22 protein-coding genes are annotated in these 24,230 nt (G+C 61.8%); 11 read left to right on the forward strand and 11 right to left on the reverse strand.

All coding sequences use genetic code 11. The annotated features are described in order from the left end of the window. The first annotated feature begins 7 nt into the window (after nt 1-7). From ACZ5ZH_RS13690 to ACZ5ZH_RS13710, 5 genes are all read left to right on the forward strand, one after another. Nucleotides 8-1,444: an NAD-dependent succinate-semialdehyde dehydrogenase gene (locus ACZ5ZH_RS13690; protein ID WP_464773264.1), complete on the forward strand. Its 1,437-nt coding sequence runs from the start codon at nt 8-10 to the stop codon at nt 1,442-1,444. A gap of 192 nt (nt 1,445-1,636) precedes the next feature. Continuing rightward, nucleotides 1,637-2,716: a zinc-dependent alcohol dehydrogenase gene (locus ACZ5ZH_RS13695; protein WP_464773265.1), complete on the forward strand. Its 1,080-nt coding sequence runs from the start codon at nt 1,637-1,639 to the stop codon at nt 2,714-2,716. Nucleotides 2,717-2,747: 31 nt separating this feature from the next. Beyond that, entirely contained in the window at nt 2,748-4,019 is a 1,272-nt protein-coding gene (locus ACZ5ZH_RS13700) for a sulfotransferase family protein (protein ID WP_464773266.1), read from the forward strand. Then, entirely contained in the window at nt 4,016-4,678 is a 663-nt protein-coding gene (locus ACZ5ZH_RS13705) for a TetR/AcrR family transcriptional regulator (RefSeq protein WP_464773267.1), read from the forward strand. The genes ACZ5ZH_RS13700 and ACZ5ZH_RS13705 overlap by 4 nt, the downstream gene beginning before the upstream one ends. A gap of 76 nt (nt 4,679-4,754) precedes the next feature. After that, nucleotides 4,755-6,698: a flavin-containing monooxygenase gene (locus ACZ5ZH_RS13710; protein WP_464773268.1), complete on the forward strand. Its 1,944-nt coding sequence runs from the start codon at nt 4,755-4,757 to the stop codon at nt 6,696-6,698. A 267-nt stretch (nt 6,699-6,965) separates the two neighbouring features. Here ACZ5ZH_RS13710 and ACZ5ZH_RS13715 read toward each other — a convergent pair whose 3' ends face one another. From ACZ5ZH_RS13715 to ACZ5ZH_RS13735, 5 genes are read right to left on the reverse strand one after another with little or no spacing between them, the layout of a single operon-like run. Beyond that, on the reverse strand, nt 6,966-7,718 hold the full coding sequence (locus ACZ5ZH_RS13715; protein WP_464773269.1) for an SDR family NAD(P)-dependent oxidoreductase: 753 nt from the start codon (nt 7,716-7,718) through the stop codon (nt 6,966-6,968). Beyond that, a complete protein-coding gene (locus ACZ5ZH_RS13720; RefSeq protein WP_464773270.1) occupies nt 7,715-8,842 on the reverse strand; it encodes a Gfo/Idh/MocA family protein in 1,128 nt (375 codons plus the stop codon). Before ACZ5ZH_RS13720 ends, ACZ5ZH_RS13715 begins: the two co-directional genes overlap by 4 nt. Then, nucleotides 8,842-9,696 (reverse strand): sugar phosphate isomerase/epimerase family protein, encoded by an 855-nt coding sequence (locus ACZ5ZH_RS13725; protein WP_464773271.1) that lies wholly within the window; start codon nt 9,694-9,696, stop codon nt 8,842-8,844. The genes ACZ5ZH_RS13720 and ACZ5ZH_RS13725 overlap by 1 nt, the downstream gene beginning before the upstream one ends. Next, the gene (locus ACZ5ZH_RS13730) at nt 9,693-10,106 is read right to left on the reverse strand and encodes a VOC family protein (RefSeq protein WP_449469490.1); all 414 of its coding nucleotides are present in this window, start codon (nt 10,104-10,106) and stop codon (nt 9,693-9,695) included. Before ACZ5ZH_RS13730 ends, ACZ5ZH_RS13725 begins: the two co-directional genes overlap by 4 nt. 4 nt (nt 10,107-10,110) lie before the next feature. Further along, nucleotides 10,111-11,376, reverse strand: a complete 1,266-nt coding sequence (locus ACZ5ZH_RS13735; RefSeq protein WP_464773272.1) for a DUF1214 domain-containing protein — start codon at nt 11,374-11,376, stop codon at nt 10,111-10,113. Between the two features lie 242 nt (nt 11,377-11,618). On the opposite strand from ACZ5ZH_RS13735, the gene ACZ5ZH_RS13740 reads away from it, so the two are divergent. Next, a complete protein-coding gene (locus ACZ5ZH_RS13740) occupies nt 11,619-12,689 on the forward strand; it encodes a hypothetical protein (protein WP_464773273.1) in 1,071 nt (356 codons plus the stop codon). Between the two features lie 70 nt (nt 12,690-12,759). Here ACZ5ZH_RS13740 and ACZ5ZH_RS13745 read toward each other — a convergent pair whose 3' ends face one another. Continuing rightward, complete coding sequence (locus ACZ5ZH_RS13745) at nt 12,760-13,170, reverse strand: nuclear transport factor 2 family protein (RefSeq protein WP_460988651.1); 411 nt, start codon at nt 13,168-13,170, stop codon at nt 12,760-12,762. A 180-nt stretch (nt 13,171-13,350) separates the two neighbouring features. Here ACZ5ZH_RS13745 and ACZ5ZH_RS13750 point away from each other — a divergent pair, with 180 nt between their 5' ends. Genes ACZ5ZH_RS13750 through ACZ5ZH_RS13765 form a run of 4 tightly spaced genes read left to right on the forward strand, consistent with a single transcriptional unit; the run spans nt 13,351 to nt 16,899 of the window. After that, complete coding sequence (locus ACZ5ZH_RS13750) at nt 13,351-14,430, forward strand: Rieske 2Fe-2S domain-containing protein (RefSeq protein WP_464773274.1); 1,080 nt, start codon at nt 13,351-13,353, stop codon at nt 14,428-14,430. Nucleotides 14,431-14,443: 13 nt separating this feature from the next. Further along, nucleotides 14,444-15,307, forward strand: a complete 864-nt coding sequence (locus tag ACZ5ZH_RS13755) for an SDR family NAD(P)-dependent oxidoreductase (RefSeq protein WP_464773275.1) — start codon at nt 14,444-14,446, stop codon at nt 15,305-15,307. Between the two features lie 11 nt (nt 15,308-15,318). Next, complete coding sequence (locus ACZ5ZH_RS13760; RefSeq protein ID WP_464772664.1) at nt 15,319-16,071, forward strand: SDR family NAD(P)-dependent oxidoreductase; 753 nt, start codon at nt 15,319-15,321, stop codon at nt 16,069-16,071. 30 nt (nt 16,072-16,101) lie between these two features. After that, the gene (locus ACZ5ZH_RS13765; RefSeq protein ID WP_464772665.1) at nt 16,102-16,899 is read left to right on the forward strand and encodes a sugar phosphate isomerase/epimerase family protein; all 798 of its coding nucleotides are present in this window, start codon (nt 16,102-16,104) and stop codon (nt 16,897-16,899) included. A 196-nt stretch (nt 16,900-17,095) separates the two neighbouring features. On the opposite strand, the gene ACZ5ZH_RS13770 is transcribed toward ACZ5ZH_RS13765, so the two are convergent. The 4 genes from ACZ5ZH_RS13770 to ACZ5ZH_RS13785 form a co-directional block, all read right to left on the reverse strand. Then, on the reverse strand, nt 17,096-18,238 hold the full coding sequence (locus tag ACZ5ZH_RS13770; RefSeq protein ID WP_460988658.1) for an LLM class flavin-dependent oxidoreductase: 1,143 nt from the start codon (nt 18,236-18,238) through the stop codon (nt 17,096-17,098). 74 nt (nt 18,239-18,312) lie between these two features. After that, nucleotides 18,313-19,389: a helix-turn-helix transcriptional regulator gene (locus ACZ5ZH_RS13775; protein ID WP_449469479.1), complete on the reverse strand. Its 1,077-nt coding sequence runs from the start codon at nt 19,387-19,389 to the stop codon at nt 18,313-18,315. A gap of 56 nt (nt 19,390-19,445) precedes the next feature. Beyond that, complete coding sequence (locus tag ACZ5ZH_RS13780; protein ID WP_464772666.1) at nt 19,446-21,707, reverse strand: TonB-dependent receptor; 2,262 nt, start codon at nt 21,705-21,707, stop codon at nt 19,446-19,448. A 123-nt stretch (nt 21,708-21,830) separates the two neighbouring features. Further along, a complete protein-coding gene (locus ACZ5ZH_RS13785) occupies nt 21,831-22,364 on the reverse strand; it encodes a nuclear transport factor 2 family protein (RefSeq protein WP_464772667.1) in 534 nt (177 codons plus the stop codon). Between the two features lie 178 nt (nt 22,365-22,542). On the opposite strand from ACZ5ZH_RS13785, the gene ACZ5ZH_RS13790 reads away from it, so the two are divergent. Further along, nucleotides 22,543-23,316 (forward strand): SDR family oxidoreductase, encoded by a 774-nt coding sequence (locus ACZ5ZH_RS13790; protein WP_464772668.1) that lies wholly within the window; start codon nt 22,543-22,545, stop codon nt 23,314-23,316. Between the two features lie 42 nt (nt 23,317-23,358). On the opposite strand, the gene ACZ5ZH_RS13795 is transcribed toward ACZ5ZH_RS13790, so the two are convergent. Next, nucleotides 23,359-24,213: an SDR family NAD(P)-dependent oxidoreductase gene (locus ACZ5ZH_RS13795; RefSeq protein ID WP_460988670.1), complete on the reverse strand. Its 855-nt coding sequence runs from the start codon at nt 24,211-24,213 to the stop codon at nt 23,359-23,361. Nucleotides 24,214-24,230: the final 17 nt, after the last annotated feature.

A 24,230-nucleotide genomic window follows, 5' to 3' on the forward strand; every position in this document is an offset into this window, starting at 1 on the left:
CAAGCACATGACCAATTCGACGCCCCGTCCCATCATCGACGGTCAGGAACGCAGCCAAGGTTCGCTCGGCACGATGCAGCTGGTCAACCCGGCGACTGAGGAACTGATCGCGACGCTGCCGTCCTGCGGCGCGGCCGAAGCTGCCGAGGCCGCACGGCTTTCGGTTGAAGGCTTCGCGCAATGGTCCGCCATCTCGCCCTTCGAACGCAGCAAGGTCTTGCGCCGCGCCGCTGACCTGATGCGCGCCGAGGCTGACGAAGCCGCCGCTGAAATGACGCGCGAGGGCGGCAAGCCGCTGGCGCAGGCGCGGGGCGAATGGCTGGGATCGGCCGACCTGCTCGATTGGTATGCGGAAGAAGGCCGCCGCGCTTATGGACGTCTGATCCCCACGCGCGCCAGCGACATGCGCTGGGCGGTACAGCGCCGCCCCGTCGGTCCCGTGGCCGCCTTCACCCCCTGGAATTTCCCGGCCTGGACCGTCATGCAAAAGGTCGCACCAGCACTGGCGGCAGGTTGTTCGGTCATTCTGAAGTGCGCCGAAGAAACGCCGAGCGCCGGGTGGCGCATCGGTCGGGCGCTGCTGGCCGCTGGCCTGCCGCCCCGCGCGATCAGCGTGATCTGGGGTGACCCGGCGGCGATTTCCGCCACCCTTTGCGCTGCGCCGGAAATCCACAAGGTGACGCTGACCGGATCGACCCGCGTCGGCCGCTTGCTTGCAAGCGCCGCCGGGCAGCACCTCAAGAAGGTGACGATGGAGCTTGGCGGACATAATCCGGTGATCGTCGCGCGCGATGCTGATCTTGCCACCGTCGTTCCGCTCGCGACCGAATTCAAGTTCCGAAATGCGGGGCAGGTATGCGTCTCGCCCACGCGCTTCCTGGTTGAGAAGCCGCTCTATGCCGATTTCGTCGCGGGCGTGACCGAAGTGGCCAGCAAGCTGCGCGTCGGTGACGGCATGGCTGCGGACACGCAGATGGGGCCGCTAACGACAGCAGGTCAGCTTTCCAAGATTGAGGCGCTGGCGGCTGACGCGGTACAGCGTGGTGCGAAGATCGAAACCGGCGGGTCCCGGATCGGCAATCGCGGCTATTTCTTCCAGCCAACCGTCCTGTCAGGCATGACGCCCGAAATGGACGCGATGAATGAGGAGCCGTTTGGTCCCCTCATGCTCGTGATGCCGGTCGATGATATCGACGCCGCGCTGACAGAGGCGAACCGGCTGCCCTATGGCCTTGCGTCCTATGCCTTCACCAACAGCATGAGCACCGAACGCAAGATTTCCGAAGGAATCCATGCGGGCATGCTGGGCATCAACCATTTCGCGATGGCGATGCCGGAAACGCCCTTTGGTGGCGTCGGCGACAGCGGCATGGGGTCCGAAGGCGGCAGCGAAGGCATGGAAGCCTATCTCCGGCCCTTCCTCATCTCCGCCAAAATCGGATGAAATAGCCTTCGTGCCCCCGGCGCGAAGGGGCCGCCTAATGCTGATCGAATGATGCTGCCCCGTGCCTGTCAAAAGGTGCGGGGCAGTTTTCGTTCGCCCTGCATTCGGCCCGCCGTCAGCCGCTTCTCTTCTTGACTCGGAAACTGATTGGTTTACCAGTTTCGCCGAACAAAAAAGTGAGGAGAGGACGTCATGAGCGATTCCCAAGGCGCGGGCGCGAATCCGGATCAGCAAAATTCCGCAACCATGCCGCTGGCGCGCGTTCATGGCGTTGGCGACATGCGCGTCGATCAGGTTGCGATACCGGTCGTCGGTCCCCATGATGTGCTGGTGCGCATCAGCGCTACCGGCGTGTGCGGCAGCGACCTGGGATATGTTGCCGCAGGTGGCCTGGGCGGCGGCGCTCCGCTCGCGGAACCCCTGCCGATCGGCCATGAATTTGCAGGCATCGTGGAAAAGGTGGGCACGCAAGTGCACGGCATTCAGCCGGGTCAGCGCTGCGCCGTCAATCCCGACGCGGGGCTGATCGGCGGGGGCGGGCCGACGGGCGCCTTCGCTTCGTTCATCCTTGTGCCCGATGCGCGCGCTGGATCAGACATCTGCCCCATCCCCGACAGCCTCCCGCTTGAAAAGGCCGCGCTGGCCGAGCCCCTGTCCGTGGGCCTGCATGGCGTGAACATCGGCCGGGTGCAGCCGGGCGACAAGGTGGTGATACTCGGCGCGGGTCCGATTGGCCTGTGCACAATCATCTGCCTCCGCCATCGTGGCGTGAAGGACATATTGATCGCAGATTTGTCCGATGCCCGGCTCGAACGCGCTCGACAGCTTGGCGCTGCCGTCACCGTCAATCCCTCGCGCGAACCGCTGGTCGAGGCGATCGGGAAGGCGCACGGAACCGGTGAGAGGTTCGGCATGCCCTTTGTCGGCACGGATGTCATTATCGACGCCGCCGGAGCGCAGCCGCCGCTGGCTGAGTTGCTCGACGTCGCCAAATTCCGCGCGCGGATCGTGATCGTCGCGCTCCACAAAAAGCCGATGCCGGTCAATCTGTGGAAGATGATGGCCAATGAGTTCAGCATTTCCGGGTCGATCGCAACCGACCGCGAGGATGAGTTCAACGAATGCCTCCAGATGCTGGCGAGCGGCGAGATCAATGTCGATCCGCTGATCAGCCATCGTATCGCGTTCGACAAATTGGACGAGGCCTTCCGCATCGCCGCCGACACCGAAGCATCGGCCAAGGTCATCGTCACTTTCCCCCAGACTGCGTGAAGCTGGCTCCAGCCGCGCCAAAGGATCAACAATGAGCGAAACCATGCAGCCCGAGCCGCAGGAAATTCATATCGACGACATGGCGGAGCCGATTGTCACGCCAATGATCGAGGCGGCCCGCCAGGGACCTGCCGACCGGCCCGACCATATGACGGTGGATCAGGTTCTGGCCCAGGCCATCGCCAATTCCGGCGGCCTTGATGATTTCGGTGAGGATCAGAGCTTTCGCGAACGCATGGCGGTGACGCTTCAGGCGTGGGATGAGGATGAAGGCCTGACCCGTGGCGGCCGGATCACCCTGCTCGACCATCTGGTGCGCGTCATGGTGAACCGCCTGCGGATCGAGGATATCGTCAAGCGGCACCCGGAAATCCTCGACATCCAGATCGATCGCCCGCTGTTCATCGCGGGGCTGCCGCGTTCGGGCACGACGCACCTCGTCAACTGGCTCGCTCGCGATGAGCGATTGCGATCGCTGACACTCTGGGAAGCCGAGGAGCCCGTCCAGGTGCGCGAACTTGCGCCCGGCGAAGTTGACCCGCGTATCACCCGCAGTGCCGAACTATGGAGCGCGTTCGAAGCGATGCTGCCCCACATGGCGGCGATGCACGGCATGGATGCAGCATCGATCCATGAGGATAATGAGCTGCTTTACATGGATCTCAACTGCTACAGCTGGGAATTCCAGTCCCGCATTCCGCGTTGGATCGACCATTATTTCGCTCATGACCGCACCCCCAGCTATGCCTATGAAAAGAAGGTGCTGCAGGTGCTGACCTGGCATCGGGGGCCTAATCGTTGGCTGTTGAAATCACCGCAACACATGGAAAATCTGGCCGCGATCAAGGCCGTTTTCCCTGATGCCACGATGGTTATCACGCACCGCGATCCCATTGCTGTTCTGCGCTCGCTGACCACCATGCTAGGTTATAGCGACCGTATCCGCCGCGACCCGATCGATCCGCCTGCGCTCGCCCGCCTGTGGCTGGACCGGATCGAACGGTTGCTGCGCGCCTGTGTCGATCAGCGGGACGCATGGGGGCCGGAACAATCGGTCGACCTGTTGTTCCATGAATATATGGCCGATCAGGAACGGGTGATGCGGGAGGTTTACGCGCTGGCTGGACTGGAATTGACTCCAGAGGTCGAGAATCAGCTGCTTGGCTATCTCAACGAAAATCCGCGGAACAAGCATGGCAAGGTGATCTACGACCTCGAAGGCGTGTTCGGCCTGAACGAAGCCGCCGCGCGGGGACGCTTCGCCTTTTATTATGACCGTTTTCCAGTGCGGCATGAGGCATGATGGGGACGTCCGCAACCGCATCTGCTGAAGTTGAGCCAGTGCCTGTCCCGGCGCGGATAGGCCGGGCAGACCAGACGCTCGCGAAGAAGCGCCGTCTGCTCCAGATCGCGCGCGAGGAGTTCATCCGCCAAGGCTATCGTGCGGTCACGATGGATGCGATCGCACAGGCGGCAGGCGTGTCCAAGCGTTCCCTCTACCTCTGGCATGAAGACAAGGCGGCCCTTTTCCGGGCCTGCCTTGCCGCCGGGGTAGAACGTTTCCCGCTGCCTCAATTTAGCGATCCAGCCGAGCCTGAAGCTGATCTACGGGCTTTTGGCGTTGCGTTGCTGACGGAATTCACCAGGCCATCGACCGTAGACATGGCGCGGCTGTTGATGCGCGAAGCACATGAGTTCACCGAATTCGGACCCATGATCCGGCAGAGCCAGGATGATTATCTCATCCTTCCCTTGGCCAGCCATCTTGAGCGGGCCAGGGTTGCGAAAGGGGACAGTATGGCAGCGGCGAAGTTGCTGCTCTCCATGCTCCTGATGCCGGTTCATAATTATCTGCTGATCGACGCTGCGCTCCCGGATGAAACGGAATGTGCGGCTCATGTCGGGATGGCTGTGCGCACCTTTCTTCAAGGGTGCTCGGGCTGCGAAGGCAGGGTCGCTTGACTCAAAAAGCAGCCCCTATTATCCACAAGTGAGCATTCACTTACAAATATAGTGAGTCGGAGAGGACCCTAGGACGATGGCTGAACATGTGGATGGCGCGGTAATGGCACGGGACTGGCACGATCGCAGCCTGCCGCTTACCGATAGCGAAGAACTGCGCGTCGCGCTGGAGGAAGCGAATATCCAGACGCTGCTGATGGTCTATGTGCATCTGACCCATGACGCGGCGATGCTGGACATTTTCGGCAACTATATCAAACCGCCTTTCTCGGTTCCCAACACCGAAATCCCCGCCGAATATAGCCAGGAACTGCGTACCAAGCTGCTCCACGTGCTGACGACCCCCGGCGCCGCGCGCGAGGACGATCCGTCCGACGCGTTGATGAAGCGGATGATGAGCGTCGGCGTGGGCGAGGAAGTGGCCGACGAATTCCTGCCGCTGCTGTTCGACCAGATCGGTTTTAAACTGCCCAAGCCGCGCAAGGAAATCGAAGGGCGCACGCCGCCGCCGACAGATTTCAAGGTGCTGGTCATCGGCGCCGGCATGACCGGCCTTGCCGCCTCGCTGAAGCTGGAAGAAGGCGGTTACGAGCATATCGTGATCGAAAAGAATCCCGAAGTTGGCGGCACCTGGTACGAAAACCGCTATCCCGGCGTGGGCGTCGATACGCCCAGCCACTTCTATTCCTATTCCTTCGAAATCACGCCCGAATGGTCGCATTACCATCCCAAGGGCGTCGATATGCAGAAATATCTGCTGCACGTAGCCGACAAATATGACCTGCGCCGCAATATCCGCTTCAATACCGAAGTGGTCGCCCTGCGCTATGACGATGCAGAGGCGGTGTGGAACGTCACGGTGCGCGGCAAGGACGGCACGGAAGAAATCATCCGCGCCAATGCCGTCATCAACGCTCACGGCCCAGTGAACCGCTGGAAATGGCCTGATATCCCGGGCCGCGAAGAGTTCCAGGGCAAAATGATGCACACCGCGACCTGGGATCCGTCCGTCCGGATCGAGGGCAAGCGCGTCGGCATCATCGGCACCGGCGCCAGCGCCGCGCAGTTGATCGGCGCGATCGCGGATCAGGTCAGCGATCTCACCGTGTTCATGCGCACGCGCTACTGGTCGATCTACAATCCCGAGATCAATCATGAAGTGTCGCCGGGCATGAAGTTCGCCCTGCGCTACATCCCGCATTTCCGCGAATGGTTCCGCTTCCGCGTTTATTGGTTCGCGGCCGACGGCCTCTACGCCAATGTCGTGAAGGACCCCGAATGGCCGGTCGATAGCCCGTCCGTCTCGGCGGCTAATGAAGGCGCGCGGCAATGGGCGCTGGCCCATCTGGAAGCGAAGTTCCACGACCGTCCCGACCTCAAGGAAAAGCTGACGCCGGACTTCCCGATCTTTTCCAAGCGCATCATCCTGGACGCTGGCTGGTTTGACGCGCTCAAGCAGCCCAATGTCACGCTGGAAGATGGCGGCATCGAATGCTTCACGCCCAAGGGCATCCGCACCAAGGACGGCAAGGAGTATGAATTCGACATCATCGTCTGCGCCACTGGCTTCGACGTCGCCAACATGATGGGCAAGCTGGAAATCCACGGTAAGGGCGGCCGATCGCTGCGCGACGAATGGGGTAAGGACGATCCGCGTTCCTATCTGGGCGTGACCGTGCCGGGCTATCCCAATTACTTCATGACCGTCGGACCCAACAGCGCGCCCAACCATGCTGCGGGCCAGAACCTGATTTCCGAAGCGCAGGTCAACTACATCATCGAATGCCTGGACTGGATCAACGAAAGCGGCGCTCGTGCTGTCGAACCCACACAGCAGGCGTTCGAACAGTGGAACCGGGAGGTCGAGGAACAGATGAAGAATATGATCTGGACCCACCCGCGGGCGAACAGCTATTATAATAACTCGACAGGCCGAGTATTCCTGTCATGGCCGTGGCGACTGGTGGACCTTTGGAACCAGACACGTGGTCCCGCCAAGGATAATTTCGAACTGCACTGATCGCGGGTCGAAAGGAATGACATAGGATAAGAGCCGGTCTGGAAGGACCGGCTCTTATCGCTTCTGCACTTTTCGTATCGATTAGAGCTTCGTGCTTTAATCGGCTCCACCTCTATTAATGCCGTTCGCCCTGAGCCTGTCGAAGGGTTCTACTTCTTTTTAGGAAGAGGAGGGCTTCGACATTTGAACGAGGCAAGTGACTCATTCAAACAAGCCCGAACGGGGTTAGGTGATTCAGATTAAAGGCACGATGCTCCCGGCGGGGGATCAGCCGGAAACTGTGTACCCGCCGTCAACGGCCAGCGTCTGACCCGTGATCCACGCTGCGCCGGGGCTCGACAGGAAAAGGATCGCGTTGGCGATATCTTCGGGCGCGCCCGGTCGACCCAGGGGCGTCCTTGCGAGCGTGGGCGCCATCCAGTCTTCTTGCGCGAAGGTCCCTTCGGTCATGCGGCTGCGCGTCAGCCCTGCCGCGACCGCGTTGACGCGGATGCCGCGCTCCCCCCATTTGACCGCGAGTGACCGGGTCAGGCCGAGCAGGCCGGTCTTGGCGGCGCCATAGCCCGGCACGATCGGAATACCGAAATAGCTGCTCATCGATGCGATGCTGACGACGCTTGCGCCGCCTGCGATCTTGCTTTGTGCCAGCAGGTCCGCGCTCTGCCGCGCCATGCGGAAAGCGCCCACCAGCAGCATGTTGACGGCGCGGGCGAATATCTCGGGCTCATATTCGTCAAGGCCGAGACTGGGCAGCGCCACCCCGGCATTGTTCACCAGAATGTCCAACTCATCGAGGCTAGCGGCCACAGCGTCGATGCTCTTGCCATCCTCTATGTCCATCTGAAGATAGCGGTAGCCGGACAGGTCGCCGTCATAGTCGGCGGCACTGCCGCGCGTGCCGGTAATCGTCACATTCGCCCCGGCTTCAAGATAGGCGGCAGCGGCGGCGGCACCTATGCCGCTGGTGCCGCCGGTGACGAGGACATGCGCCCCGGAAAAATCATAGGATGGGTTCGTCATACTGTCTCCACTTCGATCCAACGGCCTTCCGCCGCCGAAAGGCGCGCGGCATCGAGTACGGCTTGTCCTGCCGCCGCATCATGAAAATCGCCCGCCGGATCAGGCAGGGGCGGCGTGCGCCCTTCGATTCTTGCCTTCAACTGGCGGAACAGCTTGGCATAAGGGGCAACATCGAACCCCTGCGTGTGCCAGCGATCCATTTCCGTCTGGATCAGCTCCGCGACGGCAAAGGGTTCGGGCGCGGGATTGACCAGTTCGGCAGGCATCGGCACCTGCCGCGCGCCGTCCGCATCCTTGATCCACACCTCTTCGGGATCGCCAAAGGCGCTGCCCGACTGGATCCACGCGGCGCCCTTAGTCCCCGCCACCTTGGTCGCCATGACGAAGGGTCCGGGAAAGTTCATTGCGGCCTCGACCACGCCCATGCATCCGCTCGCAGTCCTGAACTGCACATTATAATAATCGTCGGATGTCATAGCGGGGCGGGTCGTGGTCAGCTTGCGCAAGATCGCGTTGACCGCCACGATCTCGCCCAAGGTCGAACGAACCTGATCGATCATGTGCGTCCCGAAGGCGCCCAGGAAGCCGCCGCCCTGCGCCGCATCGGTCCACCAATCGGCCAGCGGTTCTTCCTCGCCCGTGCCCGGCTGCTGGTAGATGCGGCTGAACATCAGTGGATCGCCGATCAGGCCATCCTGCACCACGCGGCGCAGCAACGCCTGCGCGCTGTCGAACCGGAACTCCGCGCCCAGTGCGTGGACGACGCCAGCCTTGTTCGCCGCGTCCAGCATCTCGCGCGCCTGCGCCAGATCGCGCGCAAAGGGCTTCTCGCACATGACATTACGCCCGGCGGCAATGGCCTGCATGACCGGCGTGTAATGCGCATGCGGCGGCGTTGCGACCGTCACCAGTCGGATCGCCGGATCGTCGGCAAGCACCTGTTCCAGATTATCCGACGCCAGCGGGATGCCGAGGGGCGCCGCACGCTCAGCCGTACGTTCCCGGTTGCGCCCGACAATGGCGCGAACCTCAAAACCCGCTTCCCGCAGCGCCCTGACATGCGTGAACAGGCCAAAGCCCGTGCCTACGACCACCGCGCCTATCGGCGTTTCTTCTCCACTCATTATATTTCTCTGGCCTTTCTGATGATGTCGCGGGCTGCTGGCGCCCATGAGGCGATGGCTTCGCCCATCGGCGCTGCACTGGTCGCAGCGGAAAAAATCTCGACCGAAATAGGCGCTGTCGCCTCGATCCGATCGAGCGTGCGGATGAAACGGGTGAGGTCGAAGCTGCCCTGTCCCGGCACAAGACGGGCCGTCATGGTCTCGTGCATCAGGTCCGATTGGGGCTCTGCGGGCGCGTCGTTTATCTGGATGGTGTGGATGCGCGACCCCGGAATGCTCTCCAGCAAGTCGAAGTTCGCTCCGCTCCGGAAGAAATGCCAGCTGTCGAGGGTCAGGCCGCCATTCGGCCTGGCCGCCGCCTGAACGATTGCCCAGGCGCTGGCAAGATCGGAGATGCCGCCAAAGGGAAGGAACTCGATATGCGCCTTCATGCCATGGCGGGCGGCCAGGTCGCACAAATCGGCAAAGGCGTCCGCAGCCTCATCGAGTGACGGCGTGACGCCCATCATCTCCACCGCCGTGACGGAGGGTGACCCGATGCGCGCGGCGGTTTCCACCACGCGGTCGGGCGTCATCGAGCGGAGCAGGGCGGCCATAGGGACATCATCCCCAGCGCTGCGATGGCTGGGCAGCCAGCAGGCCGTGCAATCCATCTCCATGATTGCCAAGCCGTGGTCCGCTATCCGCATGCCGATGTCGGCGGCATTCATCCCCGCCTCTTCCAAAGCCCAGATGTCGCCGGGCATCAGCGATATGGCGGAAAACCCGGCTGCCCGCGCGGGCGCCAGCCGTTCCAGCAGCGGAACATGGATGAAGGGCGGGGCTGACAGGACAAGCATCGGATCGTTCGTCATGTCTGATCCAGACGGAAATTCAGTTCCAGGATGATCCCGTTCCGCTCTTCCACGAATAGTTGGCAGAGGTTAGCGGGCGGATAGTCCTTGCGCACGACGCCAAGGCCTGCGGTTTCCAGCCGTGACAGCATCGTGGGCAGGTCGTCGCATTCCAACGCCACATGATGCACAGCGCCGCTGCCTCGCGCAGGGGTGAAGGGAAACGCATCATCACTGGGATAGCGGCCCTCGACAGGGCCGATATGAATGATCGGACGACCGTCAGGATCGTGTATCCAGCAGCCCTTGTCGATCGACTCCGCCCCCGGCGCGACACCCGCGCGAAGGCCAAGCACGTCGCGGAAAAAGGCGGCCGTTCCGGGCACGTCCGCTGTACGGATGTTCACATGGTCAAGCGTTCGTACGGCCATTGCATCAATCCACAAACTGGCCGGTCAGGATCGCTGCGCCCGGATCCAGCGCGGCCGTGCCCTCTGCTTCCAAGCGCGCAAGCGGCAGGCGCCACAGATTTACTTCCGCGGTGCTTTCTGTCCGCACCAGCCGAAGCCCCCAAATGCCCCGCTCATGCCCATAGCTATTCACCCAGTTGCCGCCGAGGCCGGGATCGCGTTCGGCTATGACGATGCGGACCCGGCCATCAGGCTCTGCAACGAAACGATAATTGTTCACCCATCCGTTGCCATCCTCGAACGTGTCGAGATTTTCCTGCCACATGTTGCAGATCTGGAAGTTCCAATATTCGCACTCAGGCGGCACGAATTCCAGCACCAGCGCTTCGTCCAGCCCCTTTTCCCATCCGCCGAACGCGACGTGGCGATCGGGGACGCCACCGTTCGACAGATATTGCGCGCGGCTATAGTCCAGCCGGTTCAGCTTCGCCGCGAAATTGCCCTGCGTGCCGTTCCACCAGTTGCGCACCAGTTCGGCATAGCCCAACACGCCCTGCGCGGCCCAGGCCAGATTGTTCGCCATCAACGCTGGCGTGATGGGTTCAGGCGCCGCGCCGTCCATTCGCTCGATACGCAGGCCCGGGGCGATTTCCTTTTCCCGGTCGCTCCAGACCAGCCGGATGAGGATGCAGTTGGTATCGGGTTGCAGCTTCAGCCAGTTCTTTCCTTCGCCCGGATCATTTTGCGACATGATGATCTCGAACGTCCCATCAGCCTCGATATGAAGCTGCTGACTGCCCAGGAAGCCGGTGGTTTTGAGGTTGGACGGATCGAACTGCTTCAATCCCTCCACGCCGAGCTGCGCCCAATCACGCGCGCCCAAATCGTCGGGCGCTGGCGCGGTCAATATGGCGAGGACGAAATAGGGTATGGTCCCGCGCGTGCCGATGATCCGGTAATCGCGGGCTTCATCGAACTGGCACATCAGATGGTCCTGATCGACCGTCTGGACGTTGATCGACTGGCGCCATACCATGTCGCGCAGGCGCGGCCGGGTGGGTTCGGCGTTCTCGATCAGCCGCTCGAAGCTCGACCGGGCGACTCGCGTCAGAAAACGATACCATTCGGCCCGGTCGAGATCGGACGGATCATCGCCGAACCGGTCTATCATCCGGCCAGCGACTTTCAGGACGTCGCAAAAATCTTCCCACGACTGGCCCGATAGCAGCCGCTGCGCGGCCTGCGTTTCAATCGCGCGCTTGTCGATCAGTTCTTTCAAGGCGTCAGTCATCGCGCCGCATCCTCTCCTGATTTGAGGCAGGAAGGTGCCACCATCCCTGTCACGCGGCCAGTCAATCTTCTGTCGATACCGTGCCATTATCCTTCCTGTGTGACGCAAAACATCCCGACCGGGGCCGACGGACATTTCCATGCCAACCAGGATTGACGAAAAAGTTATAATACGATAACTTTACAGCGTTCAAAGGTGGATGGAATGATTCGCCCGACGTTTGGAGAGGAGTTGCAAAAATCATGTTGAGCAATGAGCAGAAGCGGCGGTTGTCCGACATGCTGCAGCCTGTTTCCCCGCCTCGTGAGGTAAGCAACGTATATACCGAGGATCAACGTCGGCGGCTGCTGGATGTCGTCCATAGCGGCGCCTGGAAGCTCATCATCGCGCAGCATTTTCCGACGCCGGAATCTCTGATCGCCACCTTCGCGGGCGGTTTTCCGGAAGGGTTCGAGCCGACGCTCGACATGTTCCTGACGCCGACATTCCGCGGCTTCTACGCCAATTATTCGACCTGCATGTACCCGGAGATTCAGGATACCTTCTACAATCCGACGTTCCTGGAATATGCCAAATCCTATTGGAATGCGGACTACGCCAAGCCGCAGATGATGCTGTTCAACGTGAACGGCCCCTGCGGCAATACTGATCCGGGCCATCTGGATTCGCCCAGCTTCCGTGGCGTTCGCTATGAAAACTCGCCCACATGGCTATGTTCGATCATGGGCCGGTCGGGACTGTTCCAGGACTATCTGATCAAGATGGCCCAGGTGATCACCTGGTTCAGCCATGATCCCAATAGCGGCTTCACCTATTGGCCCAAGGGTCCGCTGGAAAAGCCCGCGCGGTTGCAGCCGCCCGTCTATAATCGTGGTGTGGTTGTGCAGAATGAAATGCTCGTCCATCGCGGCGAAGCCAATGGCCCGATCGAGCGCCGCAAGCCGCAGGGCCTGGGCTTTGACTCCCTGTTTAGCGGCGAACCGGGCAACCCCGATGGCTGGCTGGTAAAGACCGGCGACGAAGTCATCGAGCGTTATCATACCGACGATTTGCGCTTCCTCGTCCACTGGTCGGCCGAAGTGTTCGAAGATTATGCCGAGCTTAAGAAGAACATGGATGGGTCTGACAACCTCAGCTATGATCAGGTGTTCGACACGCTGATCAAGGATGTGCGCTCGCGCGGTTTCCAGATCGAGACGCCGACCGATCCGATCAACGATCCGGTTTTCATCAAGGCGCTGAACGCCGCTTATGACTATGGTGGCCCGGCCGAATATCCGGCCGAAGCGCCGCGTGAGCTGGTCGCCGCCTGAGCGCGAGCGGACAGCAAGAGCAGGAAAAAGGGGCGTCCCGTCAGGGCGCCCCTTTTTTCATGGCCTCCGTTCAGGGGGCTGGTTCCATGTCCTCGGGCCCCCAATAGGCCTTCAGGCTGGTGATCTTTCCCTCTCCATCGAACGTGCAGACATCCAGCGACCGGATCAGCAGGCGCGGGCCTTCCGGCGGCTGAAACGTCACATCAAACACGAGCGCGGCCGCATTGGCATGCGATCCCCGGATCGGTGCCACCGGCCGGATATGTGTGTCAAAAGCGATCGTGTCGCTAAACCATGCACGGATTTCCTCGCCCGTCTTGGGCGGAGAACCAACCGGGTCCTCGATCACCGCATCACGCGCGAACAGCGCCAGCACGCCGTCCCGATCGCCCGCGTTGATGCGATCCACATAGGCCTGAAGCGCGGCCCGCATGTGCGTTTGGTCAGGTCCCGGTACGCGGGGTGGAGAGGATTCGGACATATCCTGTTTACCTCGTTATCCATAGAGTCATAACGGCTATGAATCGCGCATTTAACATATGAACTTGCCTTTATAATGATGTTTTGCGTAGAAAGCGGAAGATTTCAAAAAGGCTATAAGCGAGGCTGTGACTCGCCGCATTAGCTGCTAATTTGCCATGGGCAGTGAGAGGATCAAGAAATGGCGACATCGTCGGACTATCGTCTGGGAGACTTCACCTTTCCGCGTGGCTGGTTCATGGTGGGTGAGAGCGCTGAGGCGACGAGCACGCCCAAGGCGATGCGCTATCTGGGTCAGGACATGGTGATGTACCGTGGCGAGAGCGGCAAGGTCTATGTGACGGAGGCCTACTGCCCGCACATGGGCGCGCATCTGGCGAAGAACACGACGAGCTACATCGTGCGCGACGGTGAGCAGGTGGAGGGCGAGTCGATCCGCTGCCCGTTCCACGGCTGGCAATATGGCCCCGACGGCCAGTGCAAGAACATCCCCTATTCCGACTTCGTGCCCAAGGCAGCCAAGCTCAAGACCTTCCCGGCGATGGAGCGGGCGGGCACGATCTGGATCTGGCATGATCCCGAAGGTCTGGAACCCAATTTCGACCTGCCCGACTTTGGCGGCCATTATGACGCGCCGGGCTGGGTCAACTGGAAGATCGACTATATGGGCGATCTTGATATCCACCCGATCGAGGTGGTCGACAATATGGCCGACTTTGGCCACTTCATCCCGATCCATGGCGCGAAGGATTTCGTCTACTTCGCCAATGAGTTCAAGGATCATATCGTCCATCAATATTATGCCGCCGGGCACCGCACGCTGGTGCAGAATCCCGATGACGTGCTGACGCTCGACACCTGGTACACCGGCCCCTCGATCCTCCAGTCGGAGATGGCGGGTACGTTCGACAGCTTCATCATGATCACCCACACCCCGATCGAGGATGGCAAGATCCGCGTCTGGCATGGCCTGATGGTGCAGGTGAATGACGGCACCGCGCCGGTGACGGACGAGCTACGCGCCGCAGCGCTGGAATATCAGGAAGGCAGCCGCCTCGCCTTCGCCCAGGATGTCGAGATCTGGCAGAATAAGCGGGCCTGTTTGAACCCGCTCGTCATCCCCAATGACGGCCCCTATGGCAAGGTGCGCAGCTGGTACAAGCAGTTCTACAACCCCCGCGACAAGACGCCCGACATGCACAAGCGCACCAACGGCCTGCATGTCACACTCGACAAGCGTAGTTCCACGCAGGCGGCCTGAAGGAGAAAATAAAATGGAGAGAAGTGAACGTCCGGTCGCCATCGTCACTGGCGCCAGCCGTGGCGCGGGTCGTGGCATTGCGGTGGCGCTGGGAGAGAAAGGCTATCGCGTCTATGTGACGGGCCGCTCCGTTCGCGAAGGCGATGCGGAACTGCCCGGCACCATCGGCGCGACTGCGGCGCAGGTTGATGCAGCCGGCGGCGAAGGCCGCGCGGTGCAGGTCGACCATGCCGATGACGCAGCCATCGCCGCGCTGTTCGAGCGTGTGCGTGACGAAAGCGGCCGCCTCGACATATTGGTCAACAATGTCGCCGCCCTGAACGACGATCTCGTCAAGCCCGGTCCCTTCTGGGAAAAATCGACCGGGCTTGTGGATATATTGAACGTCGGCCTGCGCTCCCATTATCTCGCCAGCTGGCATGCCGCGCGCATGATGGTTCCGGCGGGCAGCGGCCTTATCGCCTTCACCTCATCCTTCGGGTCGGTCTGCTACATGCACGGCGCAGCCTATGGCGCGCAGAAAGCGGGCGTGGACAAGTTCGCCGCCGACATGGGTGTGGACTTCCGGGGTACGGGCGTTACCGCAATTGCGCTCTGGATGGGGCCGCTGATGACGGAACGCAGCGCGCGGACGCTGGGCGAGCATCCGGAGCAATATGAGAAGTTCATGGCCGATGCCGAGACGCCTGAATTCAACGGCCGGGTCATCGCCGCCATCCATGACGATCCAAACCGGGACGAACTGAACGGCCAGACGCTGATCACGGCAGAGATTGCGCAGCGATATGGCATCACCGAAGCTGGCGGGCGCACCCCGCCATCCTATCGGGCGATGCTGGGCGATCCGCGCATCCCGCACCCCGCCATCGTGGCGTAAAGGAGCTGACGATGGATTTAGGGCGCCGATTTGCAGGCAAGTCGATCATTGTAACCGGAGCCGCATCCGGCATAGGACGCGCCACCGCCATCCGGCTGGCTGTCGAAGGCGGCCGGGTGCTCGCGGTGGACCTGGATGAAAAGGGGCTGGAAACGCTAAGGCAGGAACAGCCCGGCATTGCCATCCGCGCGGGATCGGTGGCTGACGAACCGACCGCCCGCTCGATCGTGGCGCAGTGGGTGGAGGAGGCCGGGCAACTCGACGTCCTCGTCAACATGGCGGGCATCATCCGATCAAGCCATGCGGCAACGACCGACTATGAAGCCTTCATGTCCATCATCGCGGTCAACATGGGCAGCACCTTTCTGATGTGCCGCGAAGCCTTGCCGCATCTGGAAAAGGCGAAGGGCAACATCGTCAACGCCGCGTCCACCTCCAGCCATTTCGGCCATCCATTCCTCACCGGCTACGCCGCCAGCAAGGGCGCGGTCGCCGCCTACACCCAGAGCCTGGCCTGGGAATATGTGAAGCGCGGCGTGCGGGTAAATGCGGTTGCGCCCGGCGGCATCGAAACGCCGCTCGCCAACAGCGTCCAAACCGGCATGGTGGAAGGCGCCGATTGGGAGTTGTATAATCATCTCGGCCCGATCAATGGATTTGCGACCCCGGACAAGATCGCGGGTGTCATCGCCATGCTGGCGAGTGAGGATGGAGGGCACATGAATGGCGCAATCGTGCGTATCGACGGGGGCGTTCACGCCTGAACCATCAGGCGTGGCAGGGGACTGGTTTTCATGACGCCTCCTGAAAATGGCTTTTGCCTGGACCATCTTTCGCTGGTGAACCTCGACGCCCTGACGGTGATCGAGGCGGCCGCCAGCGCAGGCTTCACCGCCGTCAGCCTGTTCGTGACGCCGATCCCGATCAGCCCGACGCCTGACCTCATTCTGGACAAGAGCGCCCGCAAGGCGGTGATTTCCGCATTGCGCGACACCGGCCTTCGAGCCGGCGTCATCGAGCCTTTCATGCTCGATGCCGACCCCGATTGGGGGCTGCTGGAAAGCAGCGCGGAACTGACCGCCGCGTTGGACGGGACTGTCAATATATTGGGTCTCGACCCGGATCATGCACGGCTGCGGGAGTCGCTGGCGCGCATGGTGGAGATTTGCCAGCGGGCGGGTGTTCCCGCCATTATCGAACCCTATCCGCTATCCTCGATCCGTTCGCCTTCACAAGCGCTTGAGATCGCCCATTCCCTGGGCGCTGAGGTGGGCCTGTGCATCGACACGCTCCACGTCATCCGCAGCGGCGGAGGCTGGGACGATGTGGCCTGCCTGCCGCCTGAGCGTATCCGCCATGTCCAACTGAACGACGGCCCGATCGAGCCGCCGCATGACCGGGTCAATGAAGCCGTGTTCGACCGCTTGCTGCCCGGCGAAGGTGAATTCGGCCTTGGGGCGCTGCTCCCGCTGCTTCCGGCCCATGCCACCATAGCCGTGGAAGCGCCGTCGCGGGCGTTGGCGACCGGGGATCCGCACGAACGCGCGGCGCGGCTGATGCAAGCGATGGTGGATTTGTACGCTTCGGGCTAGCCTATCGTCCTATATCAGCACTACAACTACCCCCGTTCGGGCTGAGCTTGTCGAAGCCCTTCTTCTTTAAGAAGTGAAGCCCTTCGACAGGCTCAGGGCGAACGGGGTTGGGTGATGCTCTACAACTGCAACGCAGCGCCACTCAGCCGCTCGCAGCATTCCCGGGCGGAGCGCACTGCCCCGCCCGGACAATCCATCATTCCGCCGCCAGCGTCGCCTGCTCACGGAAATAGGGGATGACCTTCTCGCCGATATTGCGGATGGTCTCCATGATCACTTCATGCGGGATGCCGCCCATCTGGAACATGAAGAGGATTTCGTCGGCGCCCGCATCCTGCAAACGCTTGACCTGCCGGATGCAATCTTCCGGCGTGCCATAGGCGTCTTCGACAACCTCGAAGCTTTCGGTGTGGTGGCCACCGATGGTGATCTTCTCTTCCGACAGCCAGGCCACCGTCTCTTCCTTGTGACGCTGAAGCGCGGCAAGGCTTTCGCTGGCGTCCAGGTCCTCCACATCGGGAGCGGGGCCGCCAGAATACCAGTGGCCCAGCGATTCCACGAAGAAGCGCTGTCCACGAAGCCCGATGCGGCGTGCCTTCTCCCGGTCTTCCAGAACCACGGCGGGGCAAAGCGCCGCGAGATGTTCGGTCGGGCGGTAGCCGACCTGATCCTCGGCCTTCCGGTTCTTGAAAGCCTCACGATAAATGGCGTTCTTCTGCGCGATGTCGCTCGGCCCGGCGAAACCGAGGACCAGTGCGCCGATGCCGCGCGATCCGGCGGTGGTCAGCGTGTCGGCGCGGGTGCAGGCCATGTAGATCGGCGGATGCGGGTCCTGCATCGGGCTGGGATGGATCGGGCGGAAGGGGATCTTCACGAACTGGCCATCATGTTCGATCTCGCCATGCTTCAGGATCTTGGGGATCAGGTACATGCTCTCATCGATCATCGGCGGCAGGTCTTCGAGATTATAGCCGAAGGTGCCCGCTTCCTGCTGCGTTCCGCCCTTGCCCATGCCGAAATGGACGCGGCCATTCGATAGAATGTCCAGCGTGGCGATGCGTTCAGCGACCTTGACCGGATGGTTCATCGCGGGCGGCAGGCAGACGACGCCATGGCCAATGCCGATGCGCGACGTGCGCCCGGCGAGATAGGCCAGGAAAGTTTCCGGTGCGGACATGTGCGCATATTGGGTCAGCGCGGTATGTTCGACGGCCCAGATCGTGTCGAAGCCCATTTCCTCGGCATGGATGGCTTGCTCGATAATGTCGCGGAACACCTGCTGTTCGTTCTGGCGCGACGTGTCCGCCATCTGCGCTTCGTAAATGATCGAGAATTTCATCATCTTCTCCACAAAACTTTCTTTCGTGGAGGCAGGCTAAGCCGAGTGCCGTGCCGCTACATCATCCAAATGGATCAGATTTCAGACTCGCTGCCGATGGAACGTAGCAGCGTAACCAGTTCGACCTGCCGATGTGTGTTGGTCTTGGCAAATATCGCGCGCAGATGGGATCGCGTCGTGTTGTAGGCGATGCCCAAAGCGTCCGCGGCGTCCGCCAACGTGGCGCCCTGCGCCAGATGAACGGCAAGTCCCGCTTCCGCCCGCGTGAGGTGAAAGCGCTCGCGCAACAGCTCTTCCGATGGACCGGCGGGTCGGCTGGGGTCGGCGATGAACAGGGCGATCCATGCCCCGTCGCCATAGGCGGAGGAAGGGATGGCCCGCGCCCGCGCATGCAGCGGCTGTCCGACGGTAGAAGCGATCTCGAACAGGATTTCCTCGCCCAGTGGCGGCGGGGAGGAAAGGATGCGATTGATCGCCGCAGCGCTGGAGCCGGTTCTCGCCTCCAGCTTGCCATGCTGCTCAGCAATGACGCTGCCTTCTTCCAGCATCTGCATAGCGAGCGTGTTGCGGCGCAGAATGCGGCCTTCCCGATCAAGGATCAGGGTCGCTACCGCCAAACCAGCCATCGCGCTGCTGAACAGCTGGCTTTCCGCCTGCGTGCTTGTGAGCCGCGCGTGAAGGTCGAGCGCGATGCGCAGGTGCGGGATCAGCCGTTCGAGCAATTCCCGTTCGGTATCGCCAAATTGCGCTTGGCCTTCGTCCCGCGTCAGGCGCAGCCGGACGGCGATATCAGGCAGACGATGCAGGTCTACGCCCAGAATTTCGCTGCTGCGCGCCACGTCCAGCCAGTCGCGGAAGCGCGCCGGGACATGGCTGACGAAATCACGGAAGGAAACGACTCGCCCCTCGGGCAGGCCGACGAAGGGATCGGCCTGCGAGATGCGCTGATATTCCTGCGTGCGCTCCGGGTCCGCGCCGGGGGTGACATGGGCATCGATCCCGGCGCTCCCCCGACCGATCAGCAGCGTGGCGAAGGTCGTGTCGGTGATGGCCGCCAGCGCCCGCAGGAAATCCTCCCACGGCGGGGACCGCGTCAGCCCGCCGTAGAGCGTCTGCAACAGGTCGGCAAAGGCGGTATCATCGCTCATCATTCAGATTCCCGCCTTCAGCCTCGACGATGGCAGCCACCGTCGAGGCCGTACCCGGTTCAGCGTCGCAGGGCCAGCGTCACGCTGTAGCGACGGGGCGGCGAATAATAAGCCTCCGTAAAGCCGAAGCTGGTCGATGCATCATAGCCCGCCGTGATGATACGGCGATCGGTGATGTTATCGACGCCCACGCGCACCGACACGCCGCTGTCCGCAAAGCGCAGTTCGGCGCTGGCGTTGAGGATCGCATGATCGGGCTGCCGCAGCAGCGGCGTGTTTTCCGCATCGACAAAGACCTGGCTTTTATAGGCTGCGTCCAGCCTCAGCACGCCCTCTACATTGTCGCTGAGCGGTGCTTGATAGACCGCGCTGGCATTGGCCGTGATATCCGGCGCCTGCTTCAGCTTGCGGTTGCTGACGTCGGTCGGCACGTTGTTGATGATCGAAACATATTCCAGATATTTGGCATCCAGCAAGCCGAGCGCGCCGGTAACGGTAAAGCGCGGCGAAACCTTGAACGCGCCTTCCAGTTCGATGCCCTGAATACGGGAACGGCCCGCATTTTCGTTGCGGACGACGATCAGGCCGGTGGGACTGAGGGTGGATACCAATATCTGCTGGTCGCGATATTCGTTGCGGAACACGGCAAGGTTGATGGTAGCGATGCGGCCGAAACCCGCTTTCACCCCAGCTTCGTAAGAGGTCAGATGTTCCGGATCATAGGAACCGATTTCCTCGAGCGACGTAGGCCGCCCGTTGAACCCGCCCGACCGGAAGCCGCGCGAATAGGACACATAGGTCATCAGGTTCGGCCGAAACTTGTAGGAAAGCGAGGCGCGGGGCGTAAAGGCATCCCAGCTTTTTTCCAGCGTATAGCTGGGCGTCCCCGCCAGCAGCGGCTCGCCCGAATAAATGCGCATGGCCGACTGGAAGAAATTCTTCTTCTCCCAGGTATAACGGGCGCCCAATTCCAGCGAGAGGCCGTCGGTCAGCTCATAATTGCCGTTAGCGAACAGCGCGAGATTGTCGGTGCGCTGCCGGTTGCGGAAATCGATGTTGAAGTCCAGCGACGACGCAGGAAGTGACAGGCCGGGTGCGATCGGGAAGGGATCAAGCCCCGCCGCCACCAGCGCGTCATACAGCCCGTCCGCGACGATCAGCCGCGTATTGTCCCGCGTCTTTTCACGATAGGCGAATGCGCCCAGCAGCAATGTGCCGCGTCCGCCAAGATCGAGCGACAGCTGCAATTCCTGACTGATCTGCCGCGCCCGCTCGTCATGAATGTCACCGGCATAATTGACCGTCGACGACGCATCGCCATCACGCCCGAACAGCGCATCGACATAGCGATAGGCCGTGATCGACTTCAACGTCGCCCCGCCAAGCTCCTTTGTCAGCGTCAGCGATGCGTTCACCGCATCGGTCTGATCCTTGTTCAGCTCGGAATTGCTGTCGGTACGGTCGATATCGCCGGGCACGGTGCAGCAGGGCGTCAGGAAGGTCGATTGCAGGAAGGAGAAGAAGGTCGGCGTGAAGGCGATCATGCTATGCGGCGCGCTGTGCTGCCGCCGGTGCAGACCATCGACTTGCAGGACCGCGTCCAGCCCTTCGCCGTCATAGTGCAGCGCCAGCTTCCCCGCGACCACATTGCGGTTGCCGAGATTGTCGCCGGACGGGATTTTCTGCCACCCCTCGCCAAACTCGCCCAGCGCCGCGACGCCCAGCGACCAGCTGTCCGACAGCGGCGTTTCGGCATAGACGCGCCCGCGCACCGTATTGAACGATCCGTATCGCAGGTCGGCTTCGATCTTCTGTTCGCGGCCCGGCACCGCCGACACGATATTGATCGCGCCGCCCACCGTATTCTTGCCGAACAACGTGCCCTGCGGCCCGCGCAGCACTTCGATGCGGTCGATGCCCAGCAATTCGGTCGTCGCGCCAAATGTGCGGGCGACATAGACGCCATCGATATAGACGCCGACCGCAGGATCGGACGTGATGATGAAGTCATTTTCGCCGACGCCCCGGATGAACGGCGCGATGCCACCGCTATTGCCGCCCTGGCCCGGCGTGAACTGGATATTGGGCGCGATCTGGCTGATCTGCGTCACATTGTCGAGGCCCCGGCTGTTCAGAGCCGAAGCATCGACCGCGCTGACCGCGATCGGCACATCCTGCAACCGTTCTTCGCGGCGGCGGGCCGTGACGACAATGTCACTGTCGCTGGCGGCGTCTGCTCCCGCCGCTGCCGTTTGCGACAGCGCAGCCCCCGGTGCGGCCAAAGCGATCAACGATGCGATCGGATATAGCGTCTTGCGCATGCTTTCCTCCCCAAAAAAAGCGTCATTCTGTTATTGCGGGCGACTATAACGCCGCCCGCCTTGTTCTTCAGCAGTCCGCCGCAAAAATGCCGCAGCTGTTGCGTTCATGCATCATTCGTTGGCTCAGGCCGCTTCCCACTCGATCAAATGGCTGATGTCGCTGCGTTCTTCCGGCTTGCGGCCAGCGGTGGCAAGGTGGTGCGAGGTGATTTGCGCGTCGGCGGCCAGCGGGCGGATCATCTCGAACACGCGGTCATATTCCGTGCGCGCGATCTTCCATACGCCATCTTCGCGCCGATAGACGTCGCGGTAAATGGCGCTGCCGATGGTGTGGCTGCTGCGCTCCACGTCGATGAAGATATCCTCCAGATACCAGATCCCTTCGGCGTCATTTTCGCCGGTCAGGGTGATTTCGGGCATATGGCCGTGATGCATGGCAACCGCGCCGGAATGGAAGCTGTTCGCCAGAAACTCCAGCATATTGTCGCGGCCCGCCAGCCGGACGCGATAGGTGCCGCCACGATAATCGACGGTCAGGTCTTCCGTGAACAGGGTGCCGAGCAGCGTCAGATCGGCCGTGTCGATTCCCCGGAAATAACGATGCTTGAGGGTCCGGATATCTTCCAGATCGCTGAGCTGCTGCACAGTGTAAGCCATCAAACCTCTCCATATGTGACGCGATATGCGATTATTATGCGTCCCCTATACCTGATATGCGTAACAATCTGCAATGACCACTGCATTATGTCTGGCGAAGGATGGTGCAGATTGAGTATGGGGCCTATCCATGCGATGCGCCCGCTGCGCATTTCTCGAAAAAGGAAAGGATAGGGCCGTGGGCGAAACGGGAGTTGGCAAGGTTGCGATCGTCACAGGCGGCACGCGCGGTATCGGCGCGGCGATCGTCCGGCGTTTGCTGGCCGAAGGCTATGCAGTAGCGACCTGCGGCCGCACCGCACCGGATGAGCCGATCGGGGCCGATGGGAAAACGGCGGAATTCGCATCCTGCGACATTCGCGATCCTGCGGCGGTGTCGGACTGGATTGCCCAGCTTGTCGCGCGCCATGGCCGCATCGACCTGGTCGTCAACAATGCAGGCGGATCGCCGCAGGCCGACGCTGCGACGGCCAGCCCGCGCTTTTCCGAACGCATCCTGCAACTCAATCTGCTCGCGCCGCTGCATGTCGCGCAGGCCGCCTATCCGCATCTGAAGGCCGTGGGCGGATCGATCGTCAACATCGCCAGCGTCTCCGGCGCACGTCCCTCGCCCGACACGGCGATCTATGGCGCGGCGAAGGCTGGCCTGCTCAGCCTCACCACCAGCCTGGCGCAGGAATGGGGTCCGGAGGTGCGGGTCAACGCGATCATCGTCGGCCTGATCGAGACCGAGACGGCTGAAATGACCTATGGCACGCAGGCGGCGCAGGATCGGATCGCGTCATCGATTCCGCTGAAGCGCATGGGCCGGGGCAGCGACATCGCCGAAGCGGTGGTGTTCCTGGGTTCGCCAGCCGCCGCCTATGTCAGCGGCGCGCGCCTTGAAGTCCATGGCGGCGGTGAACGGCCGCTGTTCCTGGAAATCGTCAAGGAAGAGGCCGCGAAGGCCTGATAAAGAAGGGCCGGGCGAGCCTGAACCCGCCCGGCCTTTGCTTCAGATACCCAGCAGCGCGCGCTGCTGCTCGCCCAGTTCCGGATTGCTCTGTTCCTGGAAGAAGGCAATGCGGCCAGCGACCGCCTGCTCGGTCATTTCCGGCTGGCTCGAAATCCAGAATTTGCGCGCGGCAAGACCCTCTACAAAGACGCGGCAGCCTTCGTCCAGATCCATGCCGTAATTGGCCATCATATGGGCCATCGTCGCACGGTGCCCCGCAGCGCTCTCCGGCTCGCCAACGCCTGCATCGGCGTCAAAGATGCTGGTCTTCAGCATGCCCGGAATGATCGAGCAGACGTTGATCGGCGCCTTGGCGACCTGCATCTCCAGATAGAGGCATTCGCTGAACGACTGGATGGCGTGCTTGCTCATGATATAGGCCGCCTGTGTCGGCATCTGGCCGAAGGAACCGATGGAGGCGAGGTTCGCGATCCATGCTTCCTGACCCACGCGCAGCATGTGCGGAACGAATGCGCGGACGCCATGCACGACGCCATGGATGTTGACGTTCAGCGTCGTTTCCCAACGCGCCGTGGGGATTTCCCAGACATTGCCGATGGTTTCGATGCCCGCATTATTGATCAGCAGGCGAACCGCGCCATGCCGGTCGAACACATCCTGCGCCAGCGCATCGAGCGCTTCGGGCTTTGACACGTCAAGCTGGATCGCCTCCGCCTTGCCGCCCGCCGCGATGATCTCGGCGGCGACCTTGTCGGCGCGGCCCTTGTCGATGTCGGTGACGACGACGGTCATGCCGATCTGGCCGCAGCGGCGGGCAAAGCCCATGCCGATGCCAGCGCCCGCGCCGGTGATGACGGCGACGCCGCCCGAAAAGACCTTTTCTTCTTCAGTCATGTTCAAGTTTCTCCGAG

Source organism: Sphingobium sp. TomMM7A (assembly GCF_055397305.1).